The sequence below is a fragment of the Sorangium sp. So ce145 genome, from assembly GCF_051525985.1.
GTDB lineage: Bacteria > Myxococcota_A > Polyangia > Polyangiales > Polyangiaceae > Sorangium > Sorangium cellulosum_B.
Window position 1 is genome coordinate 11275271 of sequence record NZ_CP150315.1, and the last position, 17728, is coordinate 11292998.

A 17728-nucleotide genomic window follows, 5' to 3' on the forward strand; every position below is an offset into this window, starting at 1 on the left:
GCCTTACTCGAGGAGCTTCTTGATGGTGCGCGCTATCTCTTTAAGGGCGAGCGTATCGAGCGCGCCCCGCTCGCCTTCCTGCGACGTGAACAGCGTCTTCCCCAGCACGAACCCGTTTCGCTCGTAGAAGTTGCGCTTCCAGTCCCACCCGCGGCGGTAGTCCTCGCGGTCGAGCATGCCGAGGTGCTCCCAGATCACGAGGTCGCCGTCGGGCATGACGAACGAGAAGTCCGGGCGGACGCGACGTGCCTCGGCCTGGGCGTCGTAGGCGCGCTCGTAGTGGTAGTCGACATCGAGCTCGTACAGGATGTTGGCGATGACGAGCTCGGACTTGCTGCGCACAAGGTGGCCCTTCGCGGCTCGGTGGATGAGGTGCTGGGCGTAGCGCACCTCGTCCGCGCCCTGGCGGACTGCGCCCTGGAAAAGGTTGGTGTTGCGTCGCGCCGTCTCGGAGCGCTCCGGGCGGGTGAGGTCGAACAGCGTCGTCGCGTCGTTCCCCTCGACGAGGAGCACCAGCCGCTCGTGCGAGCGCGTGAGCGCGGTGTAGACGAGCTCGCGCGTGAGAAGACGTGAGCCCTTGGGCAGGACGACGAACACCTTCTTGAACTCGCTGCCCTGGGCCTTGTGGACCGTGAGCGCGTAGGCGAGCTCGAGCGGCGCGCGGCCGTCGCCGAACTGGCTGGGCCAGTAATCGAACGTGACGTTCGGACGGCCGGCGAAGGCCACCTTGAGGTTGTCCTTCACCTTGCTGACGAGCCCCATCTCCCCGTTCGCGATGTCGAGCTCGCAGGCGTTCCGCTCCTTCCAGTCGTACGCCTTGCGCCGCTGGTTCACCGTCTGGATGACCTTGTCCTTCGCCACGATGTTCTCGTCGCCGAGGCTCGGGGCCCACCGCCTCACGGCGGCGTCGAGCTCCTTCGCGCGGAACTGCCGCTGGATCCACCGGTTCAGGTCATGCACCCCGTGGGGGTGCATGCGTACCGGGGAGAGGATCTGCCACCGCTCCGAGCCGTCGGGCTTGTCGAACGGGACCCACCCCTTGTCGTTGAGGCCCAGCGCTCCGTCGAAGCCGGCGACGTCGCTCGCGTCCTTCACGCCGAGGTGTCGCGCGAAGGCCTCGAGCAGCTTCGCCCGCAGCTCGTCGGGCGTCTTCCAGAGCACCACCTCGAGGTCATTGAACGGCGTGCCCGCTTCGAGATCGCCGAGGACGCGGTCGGCGTCGATCGGCTGCGGCTCCCTGGTGAACCACGATGCGAGCCGCAGCGTGTCCGACGGCTCGCTCGACGATGCCAGCGTACGCACCTCCACGGTGAGCCGCGCGAGCGCGTCGCCGAGCGGCGCTCCATCGTCGGCTGCTACGGTCGTCGTCTCCAGGAACGCGACAAGATCCGCGAACGGACGGCCGACACCGATGGGCGGAAGCTGGTTCGGATCGCCCACGAGGACGACCCGCTGCACATGAGCGAGGTCGATCGCTTCGAGCACGGCGAAGAGATCGTCCATCGTGAGCATCGAGCACTCATCAATGACGATCGTCTTCTCCTGGCGGTACTTCTCCTTGCCCTCGAAGCGTGGCCGCTGACGGGCGCCGTCGTAGCGCTTGAGGCGATGGAGGAACTGCGCCACCGTCATTGCCTCGGCGTTCGTGGCTTTGGCGAGGCGGACGCGGGCCTTGCCGGTGGGGGCGAGGAACAAGATCCCGTCCTTGGCGAGCGGCGGGCAGAGCATCAGTGCGCCCAGGACCGACGTCTTCCCTGAGCCCGCGCGCCCGATGAGGACGCTGAGACGACGGGACGTGAGACGCGCGAGCGCGCTAGACTGCTCGGCGATCGCCAGCGCGTGGCGTTCGTTCTTGGGGTCGAAGCTCCCGCCCGCGCCCGTGATTGCCTCGACAAGGAGCGTCTTCCAGTCCGCCTTCACGGGCATGATCGGCTTGCCAGCCCGTTTCGACAGCGTCGACCGCAGACGGTCCTCGCGCCCCTTGAGCTCGGTGAGCTGGAGGGCAGCGGTCGATGTGCCCCTGTCGTCGGTCACGACATCGACGAGCTCGATCACGTTTTGGAGCGCCGAGCGGTTCGCTGCCGGCCAATTGCTCCCGACAACGCACGGGTGTGCGAGATCCACCTTAGCGACCTCCTGGAGCGCGTCTGCGGCACCGAGGAGCGAGTCGCCTTGCTCGGCCGCCCGTCGCAGCACCGCGACCATGGCGGCCCGGATGCGCCGGGGATCGTTGGGTGACTCCACTGCTGAGGGCGCCGGCACCGGATGCTTCGCGGCGATGGTCGCCTCGGGGAGCAAGCCGCGATCGATCATGCCAACGGACACGGGCGAGTCGTCCCAGCTTCCGAGATCGACCTCGCTCATGCGGTAGGGGTTCTCGAGGATCTCTCGGTCGGAGACCTTGGCCGTGGTTCCCCGCGCCCGCTCGGCCACATCGTACCAGCGCTTCGCCTGTGCGGGCGTAAGCGCGAACCGGGAGAGCAGCCGGAGCAGATCCCGCTGCTCGTCGGTGAGATTCGTCCAGGTCTCGCGAACCGCCTCGAGGTCGGGAGCGTAGGCGCGCTGCGGTGGTTTCTTCTTTCCCCGGAGGATCGCGTCGACGGCGGGCCACGGATCCGCGTCCCGCGCCACCGCGTTCGAGGAGAGGAGCTCGAGCGCGAGCGCCGTTCCGAGGCGCAGCCCGAGCGCTTCGAGGGCGGGTCCAAGCCCAGGGAAGGCGCCGCGGTCCTTCCAGGTCGTCGCGATCTGAGCGTTGAGCCACTCCTCGCGGCGCTCCCACGGACCCTTCGCGATGCCGTGCGTCCGGATCCGGCGTACGGCTTCGAGGCATCGAACAAGCGTGGAGAGCGCGATGTCGGCCGGCGCGAGCTCGGCCGCGTACGAAAAGACCCGCAGGTGTGCGGGATCGGCAGGGACGGCGATCTCCCTGAGCTGCGTGAGCCGCCGGGCGTCTTCGCCGGGATCGCCGGTCGGCTCGAGGTAGTCGTGGTACGGCAGCAAGAAGCCGTCGTCGCCGTCAGGGCGGATCGAGTGCTGGATCAACCGGTCCCACATCCCGTACGAGGGCTTCTTCTTCGCGGTATCGTAGGACTTCGGCGGCGCGATGGCCGTGATGCGCCCGACGCCCATGACCAGGCGCGAGATCGTATCGCCGAGCGGCTGCCCCTCCTTGCAGTAGAAGAACACGAGCGACCGCTCGGGAACGAGGCGACCGAAGAAGAGCTGGAGCAGCGCTTCTTGGCGCGACCTCCCGAAGACCCAGGGGCTCGAGAACGGCGCTTCTTCATCGGGCGGCAGCGACTCGGGGAGCTTCGCGTCGATGGCTTCCTGCTCGTTGCTGAGCATCCAGGCGAAGGGCACGACGAAGGTGGAGTACGGCGGCGCCTTGACGAGCGTGGGCACGAGGTGCCCGTGCGTCTCCTCGGCCTTCTTGATGCCGGCGTAAGGATGGGTGAAGCGGCGTGTCCATGCTTCCGGGCTCATGAACGCGCCGGACTCGGCCTGGCAGGGCGGCACGTCGTCGGGCTTGAGGCCGCTCCACGGTATCCCAGCCAGGGCGTCTTCTCGCGCGTCGTCGCGCCCCTCGCGGATCCGGTCGAGCGCGGTGCAGAAGGAATTGCAGGACGGGACGCGGCAGACGCGCCCGTTCCAACGCGAGTCGTGCCAGGCAACGCGAGCGGTGAGGTGGAACATGTCTTGAGGCCCCCCTTCGGATGCGCTGCCGATGGTACGCTGCCGACGCCCATGCGGACCAGCCGTTCCCGGCGCGACGCTTCCAGGAAGCGCAGCCCTTCGATACGGCTGTGTTTGCCGCCATTCGGCCGCCTTGCTCACTGCGGTCGCCGAGCAGCCGCTCCTACGTCACCGTCGTCATGAGGACCGTGCCGACGTCCGAGGCGAGCGCCGCCGGCGGCAGCGCGACGTGCGCTAGGCTCACTGCCTCGACGTTGAACCGCCCCGCGAGGTAGCGGAAGAGCGCCGCCTGCGGCGAGCTGCCCGTTCAACGCAGCCGTCGCGGGCCGGTCGTACATTTTGGCCTCGATCGCGATCAGCGCTCGCCGAAGCCTGACGATGTAGATCAGCACGTCGGGCGTGTCCTTCGTCGTGGAGTCGAACGAGGGCACACTCCACATCTTGGTGGAGCACGAGGAGGTCGCGCGATTGGGCGCGGGCAGCGCCCCGATGTTGCTCGCTGAGCTCAGGGGGCTTCGCGCGGCCGGGATCACCATCGATTACGTGCTTCCTGAGGAGCGCACCTTCGCGCTGAAGGGGCGCGGCTTTGCCGACCGCGACGAGTACGAGGAGCAGATCCATCGGCTCGGGAACCTGAGCCTCGTCGAGGAGCGCATCAACAGCGCCGCGCAGAAGAAGACACCCGAACAGAAAGCATCCGCCGATGACGTCCATAAGGACAGCAAGTTCGTCGCGACACGAGAAATCGGTGTGGCGAGCCAGACGAACAACAAGTTCGGTCGGCACGACGTGGAGGCTCGCACACAGGAACTCGTCGACTTCTGTCTCAAGCGCTGGCCGCCCTAGTCGTGAGCTGCGTCCTCGGCTGGGACAGATTCGGTCGCGCGCTGCGGCGTTCTTCCCGTGGGTCCGTGTCGGCCCGTACCAGCCTTGCGGCAATTGTCAACGCATGCGATGACCCAGGCGCGGCCAGGACCAGTGCCGCGGCCCTCGCGAGATCGCCCATGCGGGGCGTGGTCGGATCCAGCGAATTCGATGCATCGGGACGCGCGAAGATGGCCTTCTGCGGCTGCGCCGTCTGGGCGCTGAGCGGCGAAAGCTCTGCTTCAGCTGGCGCTGCAGAAAGTGCCGTTGTATTCGATGCCGATTGTGGCGCCGCACGTACGGACGCATGCAGCGCGTCGAGCATCGCGAAGAACTTCTCGGACGCTGCTTCCCTCACGTGCGCGGGCCAGTTCTTCCGCCAGATTTCAGCCCGACCTTGGAACGGCAAACGTAGCACGCCGCTCCTGTATCCCTCGATGATCTGCACGACCACCGCTTCGATCTCCTCCTCCATCGGGTTGTGCAGCACCACCTTCGACGGAGCCGGCGCGCTCGTCGCGTTCGCAGGCGGCAGCGGCGTGAGAGTAGATCCCAAGGGCGGAAGCGTACGGCTCGGTCCCGCGGGAGCTGGGGCCGCGCTTCCTGACCCGTTCACATGGCCCAGCGTGGGCCCGGGCCTCGTGCCGGGTACCTCAATGCTGAACGAGTTGACCTCACGGACCAATGTGAACAGATCGCTCGCCAGAAGCGCCTTCGTTGCGCGGACGCTCTCGGGATCGCCTCGGCGCGCCGCCATGTAGTCGGCCAAAGTAAGTGAGCCGTCGAGGAGCCCTCCATGACGTTCTGAGAACCGATTCTTCGCAGCGAGAATCCGGCGGGACAGGTCGTGAAGCGGCGTCGTCGGCGCATGCTCATCGCGGCAGGTCTGGGCTTCGCCGTGTCCCGACGGCTCGGCAGCAGGCTCCGCGACTGAACGCACGAGCGCGCGGATCCTCTCCTCGATCTTCTCGAGCGCGATGCCGATCTCCTGCGCCTCTTGTGCGAGTGCCGGATCCAAGTCGTGGACGAGACGCCCCCATCGCTTCCCCACCTCGTGAAGCGAGCCCGTGATCTCGCGCATGCGTGCGGTGCTCTCGCCGCCTTTCCTGCTCCGTAGGTTCTTCCTCTCGGTCGCTCTCGCATCTCCCTCAAGCATCGCGACCGCTGACTTGACGCTCTTCGTGCGGCCGTCGACGAGCAGCTGCGTGACGGACACCTGTTGCTCTCGAGGCAGCCGGGTGAGCTGCATCAGGAGGACCTTCTCGTCCTCGAGCGGAGTGCCGCAGAGGAGCTTGGCCGCCCTGGGAGCCAGCTCCGTGGCGATCCGGATCTCTTCTCGCACGGACCGCTCCGACGTACCGAGCTTGTCGGCCGCATCCGATGCGAAGGCCGGTGCAACGGAAATAATTTCCGTTGCCGCCTCGGCTGCCGCCTTTGCGTGACCCCCTCGTGCATGCTGGCGTGCCTCGGGATGAACGGCCTCGTACAGCTCCTTCTTACGGGCGAGCAGCCGGCCTCGCTCGAGCACCGAGAAGCGGCGCCGGACGATGTTCTCGTCGATCTCTGCGAGCTCGCGCTCGAGCATCCCCCACGTGGCCGTACGCGCCGGGATGTGCGTTCGGCCAAGCTCCACGAAGGCGGCGATCCGGTTGCGGCCCGTCACCAGCTCACCCTCCGGCGTGAGGATGATCGGGTTCAACAGATCCACCTCGGCGATGGACGCGGCGAGCTGATGGACGGTCGCGGGGTCGGGCTCGCGGTGCGGCGGGATGACGATGTCCTTGATGGCGACCATGCGCACCTCCCTGTGCACGGCTTCGGTCGCGTCCAGCATGGACGGTGTGGCACCGAGGCGTGATCTCGTGGTCCGCTTCGGCTTCGGACTGGGCCTGCTCACTTTCGGGATCATCATGGTCTCCTCAACCGAACAGAGTCGTTCCGGCACGCCAAGTTTGCCCGGAGGACGAGAGCGCATCCACCGCCGTCAAGCGCAACAGGGCCGGCGCGTGGGCGCCAGCATGCTGCCCGGTCCCGAGGGACAGCGCGGAGATGTTCTCGTCGCCGGCCCCCGGGCAACTGAGGACGCGGCGGCGCCACCCGGCCCCGGTTTCCCCTGTTCTCTCGCCGCCGATCGCCCTCCCGCCATTCACATCCCATTCACACGCCATTCACACGCCCACCGTCGCGAGGGGTCGCCCCGGGTCGCGTTCCGTCGCGTTCCATCCCTCCCACCCGAACCCCGCAGGGCTGTCCCAAGCACGCGATCAGGCTAGGTTTTTTGCCTGATCCCGCAGGGTTCGGGCGGAGGCCTCCCGCGACGCCGCCGAGGCCCCCATCGGGTTTTGAAAACCGCCGTTGGGGCAACTCAACCAGGGGTTCGAATCCCTTCTCCTCCGCTGAAACCATTGAAGATTTCGTTGGGGAACGTGGGCGCTCCCTGGTGAGCCTCGCGGGTCCATTCGCACGCCATTCATACGGCTGCGCCGAGGCTACGCCGATCGCCGGGTGAAGACCTGTACGGCATCACGAAGCCGAGAAGGTTCACCGCGGGGGCGCACCTCGCCTGGCGAAGTGCGCGTAGTAGCGCTGGTACATGTCCTGCCACCTCGCGTACTCCGCCGGGTGCTCTCGGAGCCGCTCCCTCCAGGCCGCATCGACCGCTGATCGCATCTCGCTGGAACCCAGGCCGTAGCGCTGGAAGATCGACTCGGCCATGGCGGGGGACAGGGCCAGTTCCGCGCAGAGCGCGGCATACCGCGCGAGCGGCAGGATCGTCTCCAGCGGCTCGGAGGGGGGCGCTGTCCCTCCGTCCCCGGCCGTGCTCGACGGCGCGGAACGAGGCGGTACCTTGGCGGTGTGGGAGGCTGCTCCGGTCACTGGGGCCGGCGAGGACGTGGTTTGTGTCAGCAGCTCGCGGGGAATTGCGAGGTTCAGCGACGTTTCCCGGAGGTCTGCTGTGGCCGGCGGAACGGGTTTCGATGCTGCCAGAGCTCCGGCACGCCTCGTGGGGGCCGCTGCCGTGAAGGGGATCACCGGGCCGCGAGGGGGAGCCTGTAACGGTGACGTCTCTGCGACCTCCGAGGGAGCTCGCGGCTGCTGCGGCCGGGCTGTCGATGTGGACGGCTCCGGAGTCTCCGATGCTCCGGCCGTGAACGGGAGAGCGGGGCCGCGGGGAATGTCAGAGAGCGGTGCGGTTTCCGCGATCACGGGAGGCGGGTGCTTCACCACCTTCGCCGCACCCGATCGAGGGAACGGCAGCTCCGGCGCTCGCGGAATGTCGGGCAGGGGAGCGGTGCCGGTGAGCGACTCCGCAGCGCGAGGAGGCTTCGGCTCTGCCTTCACGGTCGCGGGCTGGGCGTGCGCGGGCACGAAGGGGATCACTGCGCCTCGGGGGACATCCAGCAGGGGCCCCGTGCCCTGCAGCGCCGCCGGGGTCATGAGGGGCGCCCCAGGACCGGCCGTCGCCTCGGAAGCGGGCGCGGCAGGCGCGAACGAGGCGGCAACGGATGCTGGCGAGCGCTCGACGTTGCCGACCTCCCGCGCTCGGGCGAGGAGCATTTCCAGCCGACGCGCGTGATGCGCGTGGAGCCGCTCGAAGTCCTTCGCCAGCGCCGCGTCACGCCCCAGCGCTGCCCGCCATTGCCGATCCAGCGCTCCCCGCATCTCCTCATCGGCCAGACCGTGGCGCCGCAGTACCCGTTCGCGTTGCTGAGGCAGCGCATCGAGCTCCGCGCAGAGCGCGGCGTACTCGGCCAGGCCCAGCCTGGGCTCGCCCAGCGGTCTCGCCGCAGAGTGCTCATCTGCGATCGCCTTCCCCGAGCCCCGCGCCTCGGCCACCCTCGACGGCTGCAGCACCCGGGGGCCGACCCGGAGCGATCCCAGCTTCCCCGGTCTCGCCTGGAGATCCTTGAGGAGTTCGCCGATCTTCGCGTCCTCGTCAACGCGCCGCACCCATCGGCGGCGGAGTCGCGCGACGTCGTTCATGCCCAGATCGTTCTCCTGCAGCAGCTCGAACGGGGCCGGGTGCGCCGCGAAGACAGCAAGGAAGCTCGCCCAGGCGGGCGGGTCGCCCGCGAGCGGCTCGACCCGTCGATCCAGCCAGTCCTCCGCCTGCGCCAGCTCTTGCTCGTAGGCCGCGAGCAGCTCCGGCTCGGCGGCCAGCCGCTGCTTCCAGGCAAGATCGGCCCGCGCGAACGTACGCGGCGTGAGCCCCTCGACCGCGAGCACGTCCGCCAGCGGGAACCCCTCCGTCACCGCCGCCCTGACGGCTGCGTACTGCGCCAGCGAGATCCCTTCGCTCGCTTCCTGCGCCCCTGCTGCGGGCTTCGTGGCTGCCGCCATCCCCCGGACCCTAGTCGCCGACCAGCACGGTCCCGGAGGCGATCACGCTCCCGTTCGGCGCGTCGGCCGGGTCGTTGCAGGTCATCGCCGGATCCCCGAGGTGCGCGGCCGGCTTGTTGTTGATGAGCACCGTCTTGCTGCCCGCCTGGACCCGAGCCTGATTCGACGGCGGGCGCTGGAACGTGCCCCCTGGAGGACCATGCGCGGGCGCATTCGCCGCGGTGCTGCCCTGGATCGCGGCAGGCTTGCCCTCGATCAGGACGTCGCGGCTCAGATCGCCGCTCAACGTCCCGCTGAAGGGAAGCGGCGTTGGCGTGGGCACCGGCCCGCCCGGCGAGGGGATCATCACCACGTGCGTGTCGATGCCGACGACCTTGTCCCCTTGCTTTGCCGCGGGCTTGCCCGCCTTCGGCCCATGTGCTGGCATCCTTGCTTCTCCTTCTCTCGCGGCAACCTCTGGCTCACGGCCCGCAGTAGGGCGCGAGCGAGTTCCAGGTCTTCTCCTCATGATGGGCCACATGGGCCGTCACGCTGAGCGGCTTCTCCGGTTGCCCAGACGGCGCAATGGGCACGAAGGTCATGATCCATAGTGCGTCGGCGATCACGGCTCGGAGCCCTCGATCGTCGACCAGGACACCGAAAAGGCTGTCTACGTTGGGAATCTTGACAAATGGCAGGCCCTTTCTCGCCTGGACGAAGATGCCGTAAAAGTCGTCATGCGCCCAGGAGCATTCATGCTCTTCCGTAGGGTAGAGCCAGGTGGCTGTAACTTCGAGCACCGCGCTTCCGCCACCACCGGGTAGTTCACCGCCGCCTACCGCCTCCATGGTGCGGCACTCCGGCTCTTCGCAACGCTTCTGGGGAATGAGACCTTCAGGTGGAGCACGTTGGGTCAATGTCTCTTTCTTATGCAAGAGGCACCGCTCCGGCGATTCGATCTGCTGAAACGCGACCGACCGCGTCGACCGACCCTGCTCAGGGCACACCCCCTCGAGCACCCGCACGACCCTCGCGATCTGGGGTCCCCAACTCTCGCGCTGGAACAGATACTGCACCGGCATCATCCGGCACGGCGGAACCCCGTCGCCCAGTATCCACACCGGATCGTTGCTAGAGGTGGCACCTCGCGCCCGCGCGCTGGCTTCGTCCAGCGGGACCTCGGAGTCCTCCTGCACGGGCTCTTTGGGCGGACTCTCCACCACCTCGGGCAAGAGCCAGCGCTTGTCATGGGTGCGCTGTTCTTCATTGAACGTGGCCACCCGGGCGCGCTGAATCGGTGGACATAGGCCGACCTGCTCCCTCGACGCTGCGGACGGACGAGGAGCGGCGTGCGCGACGCCGGCTTCGGGCTGGGCTTGTCGCGCCGCTGGCCGGCAGGCAGAGGAGGTCACACCGACTGCAACGAACAGACCAAGGAGAATAAGACGACTCATCTCGCGCCTCATGATACCCGATCGGAACGGCTGGGACACGGCGTCGCCCTACATCGCGGCCGCCTGTTGTGCCTCGGTTTCGGCCTGCTTGGCTGCCGCCAGCGCCGCGTCTGCAGCATCCAGCGCCTTTTGCCTCTTGTTCTCTGGCCTCTTCTCGCTGGCAGCTGCGAACGTGAACGAGGCGGAAGCCCAGCTCCGCCAGCGACGGCCGAGGATTCGGCTAAACGCCGCGCAGCGGCGATTTCTCGAAAGAATGCTGAATCGAATGCAGGCGTGAGCCGCTCGATACGCGGCCGCGGTCGTGCCGAGGTCTGCGGGCTACCCTCGTGGCGCTCAACGTGCAGGACCGTCAAGAGTCACGCGCCCCCGGTGTTTGTCGCAGCAGCGTAGCCGAACCTACCTCAGGGTTCATCAGCTGGAAATCAGGAGGCCGACGGTGTATGCTGCTCGGTGCATGGGCAGTGACATCACGCTCTTCTCCGGCTACGGCCAGAAGGAGAACCGCACGACGAATTACTGCCTTCTTGTCCTGCGGATGATCTACGAGGAGAATCCAAAGTTTCTCGGCGAAGTGCTGAGTAACCTCGTTGATGAAGAGCTCGCGGACGTTGTGGGCGTGCACTTCAGGCAGCAGACGCGCAAGAAGGGAAGCGTACCCGATGGCCTCATCATTCAGAGGCCGTTCACGATATACATCGAGACGAAGAACTTCGACTGGTTCTACGATGCGCAGCTCAAGCAGCACCTCAAGGCGCTCCACGAGGACGGTAGCGGCCTCAAAGCTCTCGTCGCCCTCGGGAACTTCGAGGCGCTGACCGACAACCGCTTCTCGAACATCGTGGCTCTCTGTACTGACGAGTACCAGGGTAGCATCTACTTTGCCGCGGTGAGCTTCGAGGAGTTCCTCGATGCACTCCCGAGGGACAAGGTCTCGAAGAACCTCTCGGACACGCTGGACGACTTCGAAGCCTACCTCAACGAGGTTGGAGTGCTACCGCGCTGGAAGCACCGCCTCGACGTCGTAAACTGCAGCAGGCGTCCTGGCGAAGTCACGAAGGAAAACGTCTACGTGTGCCCGGCGAAGGGCGGCGCGTACAATCATTTGCGGGCGAAGTACTTTGGGATGTATCAAGGCAAGGCCGTCCGATACGTCGCGCTGATCGAGGCGGTGGTGGAGCTAGACGGCGAGGGTGGTGGCACGTTGCGCTGGAAGCACGTCGACACGCCGGACGCTGATCTCATGGCCCGCGCCGAGGCAAAGCGCGTACGGCTTCGCCCTGGCACCGACCCGCTGCGAGTGTTTCTGCTTGGCCCGCTTCATCCGACCGACTTCCGAAAGCCGACCAAGGGCGGGATGCAGAACAGCAAGCAGTACTTCGACATCGAGAGGCTTGCGCCCAGCGATGCGGCCGATCTAGCGGAGAGGCTCCGAGGCCAGACCTGGAGAGACTTCCCGAGGTGAGCAGTAACGTTCGCGTTCATTCAGAACTACGAGAGTGCCTGGAAGACACCGTCTCCACCTCAACGCGTGGAAGAAGACCCAGCAGGGCGCGTGAACGGCGGTGAAGGATTCGAAGCAGTGGAAAAGCTTACAGGCCGCGGAGGACGACTAAGCGCGGCTTGCCGTGGTGGGCCGTGAGCGAGGCATCGGCTGCACTGCCGCCCGTGACCCAGGCGCTGTCTGGATGGAGGAAGTGCCTCAATGCGTCCGCGCTTGCCAGTCGTCCCCCGCGATGATGCTTGTCTACCAGCACCTGCAGTCGTCGATCGACCCCCTCCGGGAGGCGGAGCCGGGCGGGCTCGGAAGGAAGCTCCACGTCGACGTGAACGGTTGCCGGGGTAGCCATGATCGAGCTCCTCGAGAAGCAGCACGTGACGGCGACGAGCAGACACCTCGCGCCCGCTTCGAAGTACCATCCGCCGGCCGGTGACTTCCCCGTTCCTCGAGGCCCCCGAGTCCGCCTGGGTGGCGAGCAACGCGCTCGCCTTTGCGCTGCGCGACCGCTTCCCGGTCAGCCCCGGCCACACGCTCGTCGTCCCGCGCCGCCTCGTCCCGACCTGGTTCGACGCCACTTCCGAGGAGCGCGCCGCGATCTTCGAGCTTGTCGACACGGTCAAGCGGCACCTCGACGCAGAGCTCCACCCGGACGGCTACAACATCGGGATCAACGCCGGCGAGGCCGCAGGGCAGACCGTGATGCACCTGCACGTCCACGTGATCCCACGCTTCCGCGGCGACGTGGACGACCCGCGCGGCGGCGTGCGCCACGTCATCCCGGGCCGGGGGAACTACCTCGCCGGGCGAGCCCCGCCGCTCGCAACGGGGGGCGCCGACGACCCCTTCGTGCGCCACCTCGCGCCGGCCTTCGCGCGCGCGACGGACGTGGCCATCCTCTCGGCCTTCGTCCAGGAGAGCGGCCTCGACGTCCTGGAGAGCCACGTGTTCGCAGCCCTCGGCCGCGGCGCTCGCGTCCGGCTCGTCACCGGCGATTACCTCCACATCACGCAGGCCACGGCGCTCGCCGAGCTGCTCGACTGGGCCGGCAGCAACGCCGCGCTGGCGGGCGCCGGAGGCACCCGGGGCAGCTTCGAGGCGCGCGTGATCGAGGTCGACGCGCTCCCCGGCACGAGCCGCTCGTTCCACCCCAAGTCGTGGCGCTTCGAGGGCGCGGGCTTCGGCGCCGCGTTCGTCGGATCGAGCAATATCTCCCGCGCCGCGCTCGGTCCCGGCATCGAGTGGAACCTCCGCGTCGACCGCCACCGCGATCCGGACGCCTACCGGGCCGTCGCCTGCGCCTTCGAGCGCTGGTGGTCCCGCGCCCGGCCGCTCACCGCCGACTGGGTCGAGAGCTACGCTCGTCGCGCGCGCCAGGTCGCGGTGGGCCTGCCGCCGGGTGAGGAGGACGCCGAGCCCATCGATCCCCCGCCTCCCCCTCACCCCATCCAGCGCCAGGCGCTCGCCGCGCTGCAGCGGAGCCGGGCGGAGGAGGGGCGCCGCCGCGCGCTCGTGGTGCTCGCCACCGGCCTCGGCAAGACGTACCTCGCCGCGCTCGACGTCGAGGCCTGGGCCGAGCACCACGGCCGCCGTCCGCGCGTCCTCGTGCTCGCCCACCGCGAGGAGCTCCTCGTCCAGGCCGCCCGGACCTTCCGCCGCCTCCTGCGGGACCTCACCGCGCGCTTCGGCTGGTGCGCTGGGAGCGCCAATGAGCTGGACGGCGATGTGGTCTTCGCCTCGGTGCAGAAGCTGTCCCGTCCCGAGCACCTCGCGCGCCTCGCCCCGGGGAGCTTCGACTACGCCATCGTGGACGAGGTTCACCACGGCACCGCGCCGAGCTATCGCTCCATCCTGGACCGGCTCGATCCGGGCTTCTTGCTCGGCCTGACCGCCACGCCCGAGCGCGCCGACGGCGCGGATGTCGCCGGGCTGTTCGACGATCACGTCGCCTACCGGGCGGACATCGGCGCCGGAATCGAGCGGAGCTTGCTCGTCCCCTTTGCGTATTTCGGCCTGAGGGACGAGACCGATTACCGCGCTGTCACCTTCCACAACCGGCGGTTCGATCCAGGAGCGCTGGAGAAGGCCATCGACACGGATCGGCGCCTCGAGCAGATGTGGCGCGCGTGGCAGGAGCACCCGGGGGAGCGCACGCTCGTGTTCTGCTGCTCGATCCGGCACGCGCACCATGCCTGCGACTTCCTTGCCGCACGAGGTGTTCGCATCGCCGCGGTCCATTCCGGTCCGGAGTCGGCGCCGCGCGAGGAGGCGCTGGCGGACCTCGTCGCCGGCAAGCTCGACGCGCTGTGCGCTGTCGATCTCTTCAATGAGGGCATCGATCTGCCGAACGTCGATCGCGTGGTGATGCTCCGTCCCACGGAGTCTCCTGTCGTCTTCTTGCAGCAGCTCGGCCGCGGCCTGCGCGTCGCGGACGGGAAGGCGCGCCTCACCGTGCTCGACTTCGTGGGCAATCACCGCGTGTTCATCGACCGCGTGCGGACGCTGGTCTCGCTCGGCTCCGAGCCGTCCGATCTGCGCGACTTCCTCGGCGGCATCCGCGCCGCGCGCCTGCCGCCAGGCTGCACGGTGGACCTCGATCTCGAGGCCAAAGATCTCTTGCTCAGCCTGCTTCCTGCCCGCGGGAAGAGCGAAGTGGAGCGCGCGTACCGCGATCTGCGCGACGCGCGCGGCGAGCGCCCGACGGCCGGCGAGCTGTTCCGGATGGGCTACCGGCCTGCCACGCTGCGGCCGGCTCACCAGGGCTGGTTCGATTTCGTGGCTTCCGAGGGCGATCTGAGCCCGCCGGAGCTCCAGGTCCTTCGCTTCCCGGCGGACCGCGAGAACGACGTCCGAGCGTAGCATGGCGTCGGTGCGCCGCCGTGCACCGACGGCGCTGCGAGCGGATGTAACCAGCGTGCTGGAACCAACCTTCGGCGTCCTTTTCGGTCACCTGCCCGATGGCACGCCCCATGGCCTGGTAGACTTGGCGCGCCGAGCGCGGCGCGGCGGTACGGATGGCCTCCTTGTTTTCCCGCCGCAGCTTTCGACGGGCGACAAGTCGGGCGAATAAGGCAGCAAAAACCAGTACTGTGCGCCTCGCTCCTCCACTGCCGCGCGAGCTCCGGGTGTGCGGTGCGCCCCCAATCCGTCTTTTCTTCCCTCACCTTCGCCGATGCGACCTGCCGTGGGAGGCCGGCGCGTGAGAAAGATGCTGGCGCCGGGAGGACGACTCTCGGTCGTGATATAGGGATCGCTTCATGTCGAATGGGGCGCCTCATCCATCCACCTTCGAGCTTCGCGCTGGCTCTCTCGCCGCGCGAGACCTCACAGTGCTCGCGTTTCGCGGTCGCGAGTCCATCTCGCGCGGCTACCGGGTCGACATCGATGTTGCCGTGCCGTTCGCCGATCCGGCAGCCTTCGAGCCGCAGATCCTCGAGCAGCCGATGCATCTCGCGCTCCAGGGCGAGGGCGCTCCGCTCCGCGTCTTTCACGGCGTCTGCACCCACGTGGCGTGGAGCGCAGCGCTCGACGATGGCCGGAGCGCGTACCGGCTCCGCCTCGCCTCGCGCCTGTCGCTGCTCGGCAGGCGCCGCGCGAGCCGCATCTTCCAGGACAGGACCGTCGACGCGATCGTCGACCTCGTCCTGGAGGAATGGCGCATCCCACGCCGCTTCGCGCGGGTCCGCGCCTCTCCGAAGCGCGCCTATTGCGTGCAGTACCGCGAGACCGACCGCGACTTCGTGACGCGCCTCCTCGCGGAGGAAGGGCTCTTCTACTACTTCGAGCACGACCCCAGCGCCGACGCCGAGCGGATGGTGATCGGCGACGACGCGAGCATCTATCCGCCGATCCCCGGCGCCCCGCGGCTCTTCCACAGGAGCGCGTCGGCAGGGACCGGCGCCCTCACGCCCGGCGAGGACCACGTCCAGCGGTTCGTCGCGGCGCGCTCCGTCCGGCCGACGGCAGCCGTCGTCCGCGACTACGACTTCGAACGTCCGCTGTTCCACCCCTCCTCGTCGGCGAGGACGGCGCAGCTCGATGGTGGCCCGGAGGACGGCCGGTACGAGCACTACGAGCACCATGGCGACTACGAGAAGGTGGAGGTCGCTCGCGAGGACGCGACGATCCGGCTCGAGCAGCTGCGCCGGAAGGCCGTGGTCGCCCGCGGGGAGACCGCGTGCCGGCGGTTCGTGCCCGGCCACCGCTTCTTCCTGGAGGGGCACGACGTCGCGGCGTACGACCGGGGCTGGGTCGTGACGCGCGTCGACCACGAGGGTGAGGCGCCGCAGATCTCGGGCGCTTCGCCCACCTACCGCGCCCGCTTCGCCTGCGCGCCGGACACGGTTTGCGTCCGACCGCGCCCCGCGCCGCGGCGCATCCAGCAGGTCGTCGAGACCGCAACCGTCGTGGGCCCGCCGGGCGAGGAGGTGCATACCGACGCCTTCGGGCGCATCAAGGTCCAGTTTCACTGGGATCGCGAGGGCCAGGGGGACGACCGGAGCTCGTGCTGGATCCGCCACGCCGAGCTCTGGGCGGGGCGCGGCTTCGGCACCCAGTTCGTCCCGCGCGTCGGCATGGAGGTGGTCGTCTCGTTCCTCGGCGGCGACGTCGATCGCCCGATCGTCACCGGCTGCGTCGCCAACGCGGTGAACCGCGCGCCGTTCCAGCTCCCGGATGCCAGGACCCGGAGCGGCGTGAAGACGCGGAGCAGTCCGAACGGCGGCGGCCACAACGAGCTCAGCTTCGAGGATCGAAAGGGCAGCGAGCTCGTCCACCTGCGCGCCGAGCGCGAGCTCGACGTCCACGTCGGGACCGATCAGCGGGTCGGAGTCGGGGGCGACCGCTCTGTCACGGTGGCCAGCCGCGACGCGCTCGACACGGGCGATCGGCTCACGAAGGTTCGTCGCGACGACGACCTCGAGGTCGAGGGCCGGAGGAGCGTCCGCGTCTTCGGCGAGAGCGAGGAGCACGTGCTCGGCGACCGCGCGCTGCGCGTCGACGGGATTGACAAGACCAACCTCCTCGGCGGCTCGGTCCTCACCGTCGAGGGGCCGTCCATCCTCCGCGTCACGGGCGAGTACAGCATCGATGTCGGCACGGGCGACGACGCCGGCGCGGCGCAGATCAACGTCTCGGGCTCGCTGGTGCTCGGCGGCTCGAAGTCGCTGCGCCTCATCACGCAGGGGAGCCTCACCCTCTCCGCGGGCGAGAGCTCCCTCGAGATCAGCCCGGAGGGGATCCGGATCATGGCCGGCAGGGTGGAGATCGCCGGCGCGCAAGCGCTCTCGCTGGCGGGCAAGGGACCGACCCTGTCGCTCGGGGAAGAGGCGGAGCTCGCCGCCAAGAAGATCCGCATGTTCTCCACCGACGCGGCGCTGGAGCTCGACGAGGACGCCGCGCTGTGGGGCAAGCTAGTGAAGCTCAACTGCTCGCGCGACGAGCCGCCGCCCGGCGGCGACGAGGACGAGGAGAAGACGAAGCCGTTCAACGTGCAGCTCACGGACGAGGAGCTCGAGCCGTACGGAGGCAAGCGCTACCAGCTCGTCGCCGAGGGCCGGCGGTTCGAGGGCGAGACGGACGTGGACGGGGCGATCGCGGTGGAGATCCCGGAGACGGCGCAGCTCGTCGAGATCACGATGTGGCCAGGGAAGTACCCGACGGGCCCCAGGAAGAAGTGGACAGTGCGCGTCGCCGCGCTGCCCGAGGCGACGACGGTGGAGGGGGCGCTGCGACGGCTGAAGAACCTCGGTTACTACGAGGGGGCGATCAAGGAGGACCCTCCGGCGGACAAGGGGTTCCGCGCGGCGCTCGCGTGGTTCCAGAAGGACCACGAGCTCGGGGAGTCAGGGGAGCTCGACGCGCAGACGGCGGGCGAGCTCGTGCGCGTACACGGCAGCTGAGG

General features: G+C 68.4%; 9 protein-coding genes and 1 tRNA gene. 5 read left to right on the forward strand and 5 right to left on the reverse strand.

The window, feature by feature from the left end; translation table 11 throughout:
* Nucleotides 1-3: 3 nt before the first annotated feature.
* Nucleotides 4-3693 (reverse strand): AAA family ATPase, encoded by a 3690-nt coding sequence (locus WMF34_RS41990; protein WP_437991311.1) that lies wholly within the window; start codon nucleotides 3691-3693, stop codon nucleotides 4-6.
* 399 nt (nucleotides 3694-4092) lie between these two features.
* On the opposite strand from WMF34_RS41990, the gene WMF34_RS41995 reads away from it, so the two are divergent.
* Nucleotides 4093-4539: an HNH endonuclease family protein gene (locus tag WMF34_RS41995; RefSeq protein WP_437991312.1), complete on the forward strand. Its 447-nt coding sequence runs from the start codon at nucleotides 4093-4095 to the stop codon at nucleotides 4537-4539.
* On the opposite strand, the gene WMF34_RS42000 is transcribed toward WMF34_RS41995, so the two are convergent.
* Nucleotides 4520-6469 (reverse strand): ParB/RepB/Spo0J family partition protein, encoded by a 1950-nt coding sequence (locus WMF34_RS42000; protein WP_437991313.1) that lies wholly within the window; start codon nucleotides 6467-6469, stop codon nucleotides 4520-4522. The two genes, WMF34_RS41995 and WMF34_RS42000, sit on opposite strands and share 20 nt — an antisense overlap.
* 389 nt (nucleotides 6470-6858) lie before the next feature.
* On the opposite strand from WMF34_RS42000, the gene WMF34_RS42005 reads away from it, so the two are divergent.
* Nucleotides 6859-6955 (forward strand) — tRNA-Ser (locus WMF34_RS42005).
* Between the two features lie 143 nt (nucleotides 6956-7098).
* Here the strand turns inward: WMF34_RS42005 and WMF34_RS42010 are convergent.
* From WMF34_RS42010 to WMF34_RS42020, 3 genes are read right to left on the reverse strand one after another with little or no spacing between them, the layout of a single operon-like run.
* Complete coding sequence (locus WMF34_RS42010) at nucleotides 7099-8898, reverse strand: hypothetical protein (protein WP_437991314.1); 1800 nt, start codon at nucleotides 8896-8898, stop codon at nucleotides 7099-7101.
* Nucleotides 8899-8908: 10 nt separating this feature from the next.
* Nucleotides 8909-9325 (reverse strand): PAAR domain-containing protein, encoded by a 417-nt coding sequence (locus WMF34_RS42015; protein WP_437991315.1) that lies wholly within the window; start codon nucleotides 9323-9325, stop codon nucleotides 8909-8911.
* Between the two features lie 34 nt (nucleotides 9326-9359).
* Complete coding sequence (locus tag WMF34_RS42020; RefSeq protein WP_437991316.1) at nucleotides 9360-10157, reverse strand: hypothetical protein; 798 nt, start codon at nucleotides 10155-10157, stop codon at nucleotides 9360-9362.
* 628 nt (nucleotides 10158-10785) lie between these two features.
* Between WMF34_RS42020 and WMF34_RS42025 the strand changes: the two genes are divergently transcribed.
* The 3 genes from WMF34_RS42025 to tssI all read left to right on the forward strand — a co-directional run bounded on the left by WMF34_RS42025 (nucleotide 10786) and on the right by tssI (nucleotide 17726).
* Nucleotides 10786-11793 carry a hypothetical protein gene (locus WMF34_RS42025; protein WP_437991317.1) on the forward strand — a complete coding sequence of 336 codons (1008 nt, stop codon included), beginning with the start codon at nucleotides 10786-10788 and terminating at the stop codon, nucleotides 11791-11793.
* A 465-nt stretch (nucleotides 11794-12258) separates the two neighbouring features.
* Nucleotides 12259-14685, forward strand: coding sequence for a DEAD/DEAH box helicase family protein (locus tag WMF34_RS42030; protein ID WP_437991318.1), 2427 nt, complete (start codon nucleotides 12259-12261; stop codon nucleotides 14683-14685).
* Between the two features lie 398 nt (nucleotides 14686-15083).
* Nucleotides 15084-17726 carry a type VI secretion system tip protein TssI/VgrG gene (gene tssI / locus WMF34_RS42035; RefSeq protein WP_437991319.1) on the forward strand — a complete coding sequence of 881 codons (2643 nt, stop codon included), beginning with the start codon at nucleotides 15084-15086 and terminating at the stop codon, nucleotides 17724-17726.
* Nucleotides 17727-17728 lie beyond the last annotated feature (2 nt).

Coding starts and splice junctions, on each gene's coding strand:
- WMF34_RS42025 (WP_437991317.1), top strand. CDS start 10,786: ATGGGCAGTGACATCACGCTCTTCTCCGGCTACGGCCAGAAGGAGAAC.
- WMF34_RS42015 (WP_437991315.1), bottom strand. CDS start 9,325: ATGCCAGCACATGGGCCGAAGGCGGGCAAGCCCGCGGCAAAGCAAGGG.
- WMF34_RS42000 (WP_437991313.1), bottom strand. CDS start 6,469: ATGATGATCCCGAAAGTGAGCAGGCCCAGTCCGAAGCCGAAGCGGACC.
- WMF34_RS42010 (WP_437991314.1), bottom strand. CDS start 8,898: ATGGCGGCAGCCACGAAGCCCGCAGCAGGGGCGCAGGAAGCGAGCGAA.
- WMF34_RS41990 (WP_437991311.1), bottom strand. CDS start 3,693: ATGTTCCACCTCACCGCTCGCGTTGCCTGGCACGACTCGCGTTGGAAC.
- tssI (WP_437991319.1), top strand. CDS start 15,084: ATGTCGAATGGGGCGCCTCATCCATCCACCTTCGAGCTTCGCGCTGGC.